The organism is Kitasatospora sp. NPDC096128 (assembly GCF_040303105.1).
Classification (GTDB): Bacteria; Actinomycetota; Actinomycetes; order Streptomycetales; family Streptomycetaceae; genus Kitasatospora.
In genome coordinates, this window is sequence record NZ_JBEOSP010000095.1 from 1 (window position 1) to 10,714 (window position 10,714).

Consider the following 10,714-nt stretch of genomic DNA (forward strand, 5'->3'; position numbering starts at 1 on the left):
AAGCCTCCGCCAGCCGCCCGGCCTGCCCCGCAAGACCCGCCACCGAACGACCCGACACCACCCACGGCACCACCGGCAGAACCACACCCGCACCACCGGAGGCAGGAACATCCTCTTCCGGAGCCTGCTCGATGATCACATGCGCATTCGTGCCGGAGAACCCGAACGACGACACACCCGCACGACGCGGACGATCACCTGTCACCGGCCACGGCTGCGCCTCCGTCACCAGACGCACCGCGCCCGACTCCCAGTCGATGCGCGACGAGGGTTCGTCCGCGTGCAGCGTCGCCGGCACAGTGCCGTGCCGCATCGCGGTCACCATCTTGATGACACCGCCGACACCGGCAGCGGCCTGCGCGTGCCCGATGTTCGACTTCAGCGAACCCAGCAGCAACGGCCGATCGGCCGGCCGCCCCTGGCCGTAGGTCGCCAGCAGCGCCTGCGCCTCGATCGGGTCACCCAACCGGGTACCCGTGCCGTGGCCCTCGACCACGTCCACATCACCCGCGGACAGGCCCGAGTTGGCCAGGGCAGCACGGATCACCCGCTGCTGCGACGGGCCGTTCGGCGCCGTCAGACCGTTGGACGCACCGTCCTGGTTCACCGCCGAACCGCGCAGCACCGCGAGCACCTTGTGCCCGTTGCGCAGCGCGTCGGACATGCGCTCCAGGACCAGGACGCCGACACCCTCGCCCCAGCCCGTCCCGTCCGCGGACTCCCCATACGCCTTGCAGCGACCATCCGCCGCCAGGCCGCCCTGCTTGGTGAAGTCGATGAACGTGCCCGGCGTCGACATCACCGTCACGCCACCCGCCAACGCCAGCGAGCTCTCACCCGAACGCAGCGACTGGCACGCCAGGTGCAGCGCCACCAGCGACGACGAACACGCCGTGTCCACCGTCACCGCCGGACCCTCCAACCCCAACGCGTACGCCACCCGACCCGAGGCCACCGACCCCGTGCCACCCGTGCCGAGGTAGCCCTCGACCTCCTCCGGCACGAAATGCGAGGGCAGGTAGTCGTGGTAGAAGAGCCCCGCGAACACGCCCGTCGCGCTGCCCCGCAGCCCGGTCGGATCGATCCCCGCGCCCTCCAACGCCTCCCACGAGGTCTCCAGCAGCAACCGCTGCTGCGGATCCATCGCCACGGCCTCACGCGGACTGATCCCGAAGAACTCCGCGTCGAACTCCCCCGCGTCGTAAAGGAATCCACCCTCACCCGAGACGCTCTTGCCGACCGCCTCCGGATCCGGATCCACCACGTCCTCGGGCCAGCCCCGGTCCGTCGGGAAGACGCCGATCGCGTCCCTGCCCTCCGCCACCAGCTGCCAGAGCTCCTCCGGCGACGACACCCCGCCCGGGAACCGGCACGCCATCCCGACGATCACCAGGCGGTCCTCATCGGCCGGAACGGTCCGGGCCACGGGCCCGGCCGACGCGGCAGGCTCCTCACCGACCAGCTCGGCCAGCACGTAGTCGGCCAGGGCGACCGGCGTCGGATAGTCGAACACCACCGTCGCCGGCAGGCGCAGACCGGTGACGCTGCTCAGTCGGCTCCGGAGTTCGACGGCGGTGAGCGAGTCGAAACCGACGTCACGGAAGGAGCGGCCGGGGTCGACGGCCTCGGGGCCGGTCATGCCCAGCACCAGGGCGGCCTGCGACAGGACCAACTCCCTGACAGTGTCGAGTCGTTCCGTCGCACCCAGCGCCGCCAGCCGTGCCGCCAGCACGTTCCGGCCGTCGGCGGCGGGCCGACCCGCCGTCCGGCGGGCGCGCGAGCCCGCCCGCGTCGTACGGACCAGGCCGGACAGCAACGGCGGGGCCTCACCGGACCGTTGCAGGGCGGCAAGGTCCACCGTGGCCGTCACCACCAGGGGGGCGGCAGCGTGGACGGCGGCGTCCAGCATCGCGAGCCCGTCCGACGTGGCCACCGGCTTCAGACCCAGCCGGGAGAGCCGCCGCCAGTCGGCATCGCCGAGGCCGTCGGCCATCCCGCTCTCCCACGGCCCCCACGCCAACGACACTGCGGGCAGGCCGAGATGACGACGGTGGGCGGCCAGGGCGTCCAGGAAGGTGTTGCCCGCCGCGTAGTTGGCCTGGCCGGCGTTGCCGATCACGCCCGCGATCGAGGAGAACAGGACGAAGGTGTCCAGGTCCAGGTGCCGGGTGAGCTCGTGCAGGTTCCACGCCGCATCGGCCTTCGGCCGCATCACGGCTTCCAACCGCTCCGGCGAGAGTGCCGTGACCAGCCCGTCGTCCACGACCCCGGCAGCGTGGACGACGCCCGTCAGCGGCACGCCCTCCAGCACACCGGCCAGCTCGGCACGGTCGACGACATCGCACGCCGCCACCGTGACCCCGACACCCAGGCCCTTCAGCTCGGAAACCAGTTCAGGCATCCCGGCAGCGTCGATGCCACGACGCGAGACCAGCAGCAGCCGCTCCACCCGCCCGGTCACCGCCAGGTGCCGGGCGACCAGACCGCCCAGCGCCCCCGACGCGCCCGTCAGCAGCACAGTGCCCGCGCGCTCCCCGACACCCACCGGGGCCTCGGGCGCCGCTGGCACCCGCACCAGACGCGGCACCCGCACCAGACCGGCCCTCACCGCGAACTGCGACTCACCGGAACCGACACCCGCCCGCAACCACTCCACGACCTCGACGGCAGCGAGATCATCGACATCGGCCAGCACCAGCCGGCCCGGGTTCTCCGCCTGCGCCACCCGGACCAGACCCCACACCGCCGAGGCCTCGACCCCGGTCGCCGCCTCGGACCCGGCGTCCACCGCCCGCTCGGTCACCACCACCAGCCGCGACCCGGACAACGCGTCCGCGGCCAACCACTCCCGCACCAGCCCCAGCACACCGACCGCGACAGCACGCGCCACACCCGGAACATCCCCGGCACCCGACCCGGGCACCACCCGCACCACCACGACCTCGGGAACAGCCCCACCCTCCTCGACGGCCACCGACAGCGCCGCCAGATCCGAGTACGCCTCAGTCCCCGGCAGCTCCTCCCCGAGCACGGCCCAACAATCGGCCGATTCATCGGAGTTCACCGCCTGGACCGGAACCCACTCCACCCCGAACAGGTCGTCGCGAGCCGACGCCGCGGCGGCCTTGAACGGCCGCAGGACGAGCGAGCCGACGGAAGCGATCAGCCCGCCGGTGACATCGGCCAAGGTCACCGACACGCCCTCGCCCGAGGCCGACGGCGTCACCGCCACCCGTGCGACCACCGCATCCGCCGCATGGACGACCACATCGCCCCAGGCGAACGGGATCTCAGGGGTCTCCTGACGCCCGTCCGCCCCCACGATCACGTGCAGGGCCGCGTCCAGCAGGGCGGGGTGCAGGCCGAACCCGGCCGCGCTCACACCCTCCGGCAGCGCGACCTCGGCGAACAACTCCTCGCCACGCCGCCAGGCCGCACGTACTCCCTGGAACGCGGGACCGTAGACAAGACCACGCCCGGCGAGTGCCGGATAGAACCCGTCCAGGTCGACGGCGGTCGCACCGGCCGGGGGCCACTCGGCCAGAACGGCGTCGGGATCGGCATCGGCAGCGGTCAGCGAACCACTCGCGTGCCGGGTCCACTCCCCCTCGGACGCGGCATCCTCGGCCTGGCCGTAGACGGCCACCACCCGGCGCCCGGACTCGTCCGCCTCGTCCACCGTCACCTGCACCCGCACGCCACCGCGGGCCGGGAGCACCAGCGGCGCCTCGATCAGCAGTTCCTCGACCCGGCCGCAACCGGCCTCGTCACCGGCCCGCACCGCCATCTCGACCAGCGCGGCACCCGGAACCACCACCTGCCCCGCGACCACATGATCAGCCAGCCACGGCTGTGCGGACAGCGACAACCGACCGGTCAGCACCACGCCACTGGTGGCCGGCAGCTCGACGGCCGCGCCCAGCAACGGGTGACGTGCCGAAGACTGACCCAACCCGGCCGCATTCACTCCGAGGGATCCGGCAGGCAGCCAGTAGCGCTGCCGCTGGAAGGCATACGTCGGCAGGTCGACCCGCCGGGCACCGGTACCCGCGTACAGCGCGGCCCAGTCGACCGACACGCCACGCACATACGCCTTCGCGAGCGCCGTCAGCAGGGCCCGGGGCTCGTCCCGGCCACGCCGCAGCAACGGCAGCCAGACCTCATCCGCCACCTCACCGTCGGTGCCGCCGTCGGTGCCGGTGCGGGTCTGGGGGCCCATGCCGGCGAGGACACCGTCGGGGCCGATCTCGATGAACGTCCGCACACCGGCCGCACGCAAGGCGTTCGCCGCGTCACCGAAGCGGACGGCCTCACGGACATGCCTCACCCAGTACGCCGGATCGGTGACCTCGTCCGTCACCACGCCGCCGGTCAACGCCGACACAACAGTGATCCGGGGCTGCCGATAGTCCACCGCGCCGACGACGCGGGCGAACTCCTCCAGCATCGGCTCCATCAACGGCGAATGGAACGCGTGCGAGACCTGAAGACGCCTGGTCCGCGCCCCACCCCGCGCCAACTCCTCAGCCACCGCCAGGACTTCACCCTCGACACCGGAAACCACCACGGCACGCGGACCGTTCACCGCCGCGACACCGACACCCGCACGGCCGGCGATCACCCCGAGGACCTGCTCCTCACCGGCCTCGACCGCCACCATCGCACCACCCGCCGGCAACGCCTGCATCAACCGCCCACGCGCGGCCACCACCGCACACGCATCCGCCAACGACCACACACCCGCCACATGCGCAGCCGCCAACTCACCGATCGAATGACCGGCCACCACCTGCGGCCGCACACCCCACGAATCGAGGAGTCGGAACAACGCGACCTCGACCGCGAACAACGCGGGCTGCGCCCACCCCGTCCCATCGATCAGGCCCGCGGCGTCCGCCTCACCACGGATCACCGCAGCCAGCGAACCGTCCACATGCCCGGCAAACCCCGCACACACCTCATCGAAGGCCTCGGCGAACACCGGGAACGCCCCATACAACCCCTGACCCATCCCGAGGCGCTGCGCGCCCTGGCCCGTGAACACGAACCCGACCCGACCCACACCACCCACAGCCCCGGACACCACACCCGGAACCTCACGACCCCCGGCCAACGCCCCCAGACCCGCGACCAGTTCATCGACATCGGACCCGAGCACCACCGCCCGCTGCTCCAACGCCGCACGCGACACCGCCAACGACAAGCCCACATCGACAGCGTCAGCACCCTCACGGAAAGCCTCCGCCAACCGCCCGGCCTGCCCCGCAAGACCCGCCACCGAACGACCCGACACCACCCACGGCACCACCGGCAGAACCACACCCGCACCACCAGAGGCAGGAACATCCTCTTCCGGAGCCTGCTCGATGATCACATGCGCATTCGTGCCGGAGAACCCGAACGACGACACACCCGCACGACGCGGACGATCACCTGTCACCGGCCACGGCTGCGCCTCCGTCACCAGCCGGACAGCCCCGCCCTCCCAGTCCACATGCGAGGACGGCGCATCCACATGCAACGTCGCCGGAACGACACCGCGCTGCATCGCGGTCACCATCTTGATGACACCCGCGACACCCGCAGCAGCCTGCGCATGCCCGATGTTCGACTTCACCGACCCCAACAGCAACGGCCGGTCAGCCGACCGCCCCTGGCCGTAGGTCGCCAGCAGAGCCTGCGCCTCGATCGGATCACCCAGCCGGGTACCCGTGCCGTGGCCCTCGACCACGTCGACGCCGTCCGCACCCACCCCGGCACTCGCCAGAGCCGACCGGATCACCCGCTGCTGCGACGGGCCGTTCGGCGCCGTCAGACCGTTGGACGCACCGTCCTGGTTGACCGCGGTCCCCGCGACCACCGCGAGCACCTGGTGCCCGAGCCGCCGCGCGTCCGAGAGCCGCTCCAGGACCAGGACGCCGACACCCTCGCCCCAGCCCGTCCCGTCCGCGGACTCCGCGTACGCCTTGCAGCGACCGTCCGCCGCGAGCCCGCCCTGCTTGGTGAAGTCGATGAACGTGCCCGGCGTCGCCATCACGTTCACGCCGCCCGCCAGCGCCAGCGAGCTCTCACCCGAGCGCAGCGACTGGCACGCCAGGTGCAGCGCCACCAGCGACGACGAGCACGCCGTGTCCACCGTCACCGCCGGACCCTCCAGCCCCAGCGCGTACGCCACCCGACCGGACGCCACACCGCCCGATCCGCCGGTGCCGACGTAGCCCTCGACGTGCTCGGACACCGCGCCGAATGGCAGGTAGTCGTGGTAGATCAGCCCCGCGAAGACGCCCGTCGCGCTGCCGCGCAGCCCGGTCGGGTCGATCCCCGCGTCCTCCAGCGCCTCCCAGGAGGTTTCCAGCAGCAGCCGCTGCTGCGGGTCCATCGCCACGGCCTCACGCGGACTGATCCCGAAGAAGCCCGCGTCGAACTCACCGGCGTCGTACAGGAATCCACCCTTGTCGGACAGGCTCTTGCCGACCGCCTCCGGGTCCGGGTCGTGGACGTCCTCGGGCCAGCCCCGGTCCGTCGGGAAGGGTCCGACCGCGTCCCTGCGGGCCGCGACCAGCTCCCAGAAGTCCTCCGGCGAGGACACCCCGCCCGGGAACCGGCACCCCATGCCGACGATGACCACGCGGTCATCGTCGGCGGCGGGGCCGCCCGCCGTCAGTGGGAGCGCGGTCTGTGCCGGTGCGGCCCCGGCCTCGCCGGTCAGCCCGCCGATCAGCTCGCCGAGGACGAATCGGGCCAGGGCGGCCGGCGTCGGGTAGTCGAAGACGGCGGTGGCGGGGAGCCGGAGGCCGGTCGCCGCGTTCAGCCGGTTGCGCAGTTCGACGGAGGTGAGCGAGTCGAAGCCGGTGTCGCGGAACGCCCGGGCGGCCTCGATGCCCTCGGGTCCGCTCATGCCGAGCACCAGGGCGGCCTGGGCCGCGACCAGGTCGAGGACGGCCTCCGTCCGCTCGGCGGGGCCGAGCCCCAGCAGTCGGGTGGCCAGCGTGTTGCGGCCCTCGGCCGCCGGAGCGCCTGCCGTGCGCCGGGTGGGCGAGCCCGGCTGCCCGGCGCGGACCAGGCCGGACAGCAGTGGCAGGACCTCTCCGGTGCGCCGCAGGGCGACGAGGTCCAGCTTGGCCGTCACCACCAGGGGGGCGGCGGCCCGGCCCGCGGTGTCCAGCATGGCGAGGCCGTCGGTTCCGGGCAGCGGCCGCAGGCCCTGGCGGGACATGCGCTGCCAGTCGGCCCGGTCCAGCTTCGCGGTCATGCCGTGCTCCCACGGCCCCCACACCAGGGAGGTCGCGGGCAGGCCGAGGTGACGGCGGTGGGCGGCCAGGGCGTCCAGGAAGGTGTTGCCGGCCGCGTAGTTGGCCTGGCCCGGGTTGCCCCAGACGCCCGCGATCGAGGAGAACAGGACGAAGGTGTCCAGGTCCAGGTGCCGGGTGAGCTCGTGCAGGTTCCACGCGGCGTCGGCCTTCGGCCGCATCACGGCTTCCAGCCGCTCCGGCGAGAGCGCGGTGACCAGCCCGTCGTCCACGATCCCGGCAGCGTGGACGACGCCCGTCAGCGGCATGCCCTCCAGCACACGGGCCAGCTCGGCACGGTCGGCGACATCGCACGCCGCCACCGTGACCCCGACACCCAGGCCCTTCAGCTCGGCCACCAGCTCCGGCATCCCGGCAGCGTCGATGCCACGACGCGAGACCAGCAGCAGCCGCTCCACCCGCCCGGCCGCCGCCAGGTGCCGGGCGACCAGGCCGCCCAGCGCCCCCGACGCGCCCGTCAGCAGCACGGTGCCGGCGCGGTCGGCCCGCGCGGGCAGGGTCAGGACGACCTTGCCGATGTGGCGTGCCTGGCTCAGGAACCGGAACGCGTCCACCGCACGGCGGACGTCCCAGCACGCCACCGGCAGCGGGCGCAGCGCACCGGCCGCGAACAGGCCGGTCAGCTCGCGCAGCATCCGGCCGAGCAGGTCCGGGTCCAGTTCCAGCAGGTCGAACGCCCGGTAGGTGATCCCGTGGTCGTGCCGCACCTGCTCCGGGTCGCGGACATCGGTCTTGCCCATCTCGACGAAACGGCCGCCGGCGGCGGTCAGCCGCAGCGAGGCGTCCACGAACTCCCCGGCCAGGGAGTCCAGCACCACGTCCACTCCGTGGCCACCGGACTCGGCACGGAAGGCCGCCTCGAAGTCCGTGGTGCGGGAGGAGGAGACGTGCGACGCCTCGACACCGAGTCCGCGCACCGCCGCCCACTTGGCCGGCGAGGCGGTCGCGAACACCTCCGCGCCGAGGTGCCGGGCCAGCTGCACCGCGGCGATGCCCACGCCGCCGGCGGCGGCGTGGACCAGCACCCGCTCGTCCCGCCGCAGCCCGGTCAGCTCGACCAGCGCGTACCACGCGGTCAGGAACACCAGCGGTGCACCGGCCGCCTCCGCCATCGTCCAGCCGGACGGCACCGGCGCCAGCAGCCGCTGGTCCGCCACGGCCTCCGTGGTGAACGCGCCCGTGAACAGGCCCATCACCTCGTCGCCCGGCCGGAACCCGGTCACGCCCGGGCCGACCTCCAGCACGACACCGGCGCCCTCCAGGCCCAGCCGGCCCGCGTCGCCCGGGTACATGCCAAGCACGTTCAGCACGTCGCGGAAGTTGACGCCCGCCGCGCGCAGCGCGACCCGCACCTGGCCGGCACCCAGCGGTTCCACCCCGTCGGCGCCCGACAAGGTGAGGTTCTCCAGCGTGCCGCGCTCCCGGAAGTCCAGACTCCACACCCGCTCCGCCGGAACCGGCAGCCCGTCCGCGACGCGCGCCAGGCGCGGCACCCGCACCAGACCGGCCCGCACCGCGAACTGCGACTCACCGGAACCGACACCCGCCCGCAACCACTCCACGACCTCGGCCGCGGCGACGTCGTCCACGTCGGCCAGCACCAGCCGGCCCGGATTCTCCGCCTGCGCCACCCGGACCAGGCCCCACACCGCCGAGGCCTCGACCCCGGTCGCCGCCTCGGACCCGGCGTCCACCGCCCGCTCGGTCACCACCACCAGCCGCGACCCGGACAACGCGTCCGCGGCCAACCACTCCCGCACCAGCCCCAGCACACCGACCGCGACAGCACGCGCCACACCCGGAACATCCCCGGCGCCCGACTCGGGCACCACCCGCACCACCACGACCTCGGGAGCAGCCCCACCGGCGGCCACGGCCTCCAGCAACTGCCCCAGGCCGGCGTGCGCCTCGACGCCCGGCAGCTCCTCCCCGAGCACGGCCCAACGCTCGCCCGAGTCAACGGAGTTCACCACCGGAGCCGGAACCCACTCCACCCCGAACAGGTCGTCACGGGCCGACGCCGCAGCAGCCTCGAACGGCCGCAGGACGAGCGAGCCGACGGAAGCGATCAGCCCGCCCTCGGCATCGGCCAGGACCAGCCCCACACCGTCGCCCGTCCGCTCCGGAGTGACCCGGACCCGGGCTTCGGTGGCACCCGTGGCGTGCAGGTCCACGCTCTCCCAGGAGAACGGAACCTCAAGCCGGTCGCGCCGTTCGCCCGTGCCCACGATCACGTGCAGGGCCGCGTCCAGCAGGGCGGGGTGCAGGCCGAACCCGGCCGCGCTCACACCCTCCGGCAGCGCGACCTCGGCGAACAACTCCTCACCACGCCGCCAGGCCGCACGGATCCCTTGGAACGCGGGACCGTAGGCCAGGCCGCCGGCCGCCAGCGCCGGATAGAACCCGTCCAGGTCGACGGCGGTCGCACCGGCCGGGGGCCACTCGGTCGGAACGGTGTCGGGGGCGGCATCGGCAGCGGTCAGCGAACCACTCGCATGCCGGGTCCACTGCCCCTCGGACACTGCCGCCTCGACCTGGCCGTAGACGGCCACCGCCCGGCGCCCGGACTCGTCCGCCTCGTCCACCGTCACCTGCACCCGCAGGCCACCCTGCGCCGGGAGCACCAGCGGCGACTCGATGACCAGTTCCTCGACCCGGCCGCAACCCGCCTCGTCACCGGCCCGCACCGCCATCTCGACCAGCGCCGCGCCCGGAACCACCACCTGCCCGGCGACCACGTGATCGGCCAGCCACGGCTGTGCGGACAGCGACAACCGACCGGTCAGCACCACACCACCGGTGGCCGGCAGTTCGACGGCCGCGCCCAGCAACGGGTGCCCCGGGGTCTCCAGGCCGAGGTCCTCGGCACGACTGCCGGCGGTGACGCTCAGCCAGTAGCGCTGCCGCTGGAAGGCATACGTCGGCAGGTCCACCCGCCGGGCGCCGGTGCCCGCGTACAGCGCGGCCCAGTCGACCGGCACCCCGCGCACATACGCCTTGGCGAGCGCGGTCAGCAGAGCCCGGGGCTCGTCCCGGCCACGCCGCAGCAACGGCAGCCAGACCTCATCGGACGCGTCGGCATCGGTGCCGGTGCCGGTACGGGTCTGCGGACCCATACCGGCGAGGACACCGTCAGGGCCGATCTCGATGAACGTCCGCACACCGGCCGCACGCAAGGCATTCGCCGCATCGGAGAAGCGGACGGCCTCACGGACATGCCTCACCCAGTAGGCGGGGTCGGTGACCTCGTCGGTGACCGGCTGCCCGGTGAGGGCGGAGACCATCGCCAGCTTCGGCGTCCCGTACCCGACCGCGCCGACGACGCGGGCGAACTCCTCCAGCATCGGCTCCATCAACGGCGAATGGAACGCGTGCGAGACCTGAAGACGCCTGGTCCGCGCCCC

General features: G+C 73.2%; 1 protein-coding gene. It reads right to left on the minus strand.

The window, feature by feature from the left end:
- Positions 1-10,663: SDR family NAD(P)-dependent oxidoreductase (locus ABTY61_RS41375; protein ID WP_350510416.1), on the minus strand; the 10,663-nt coding region annotated here is incomplete at its 3' end.
- Between the last annotated feature and the right edge of the window lie 51 nt (positions 10,664-10,714).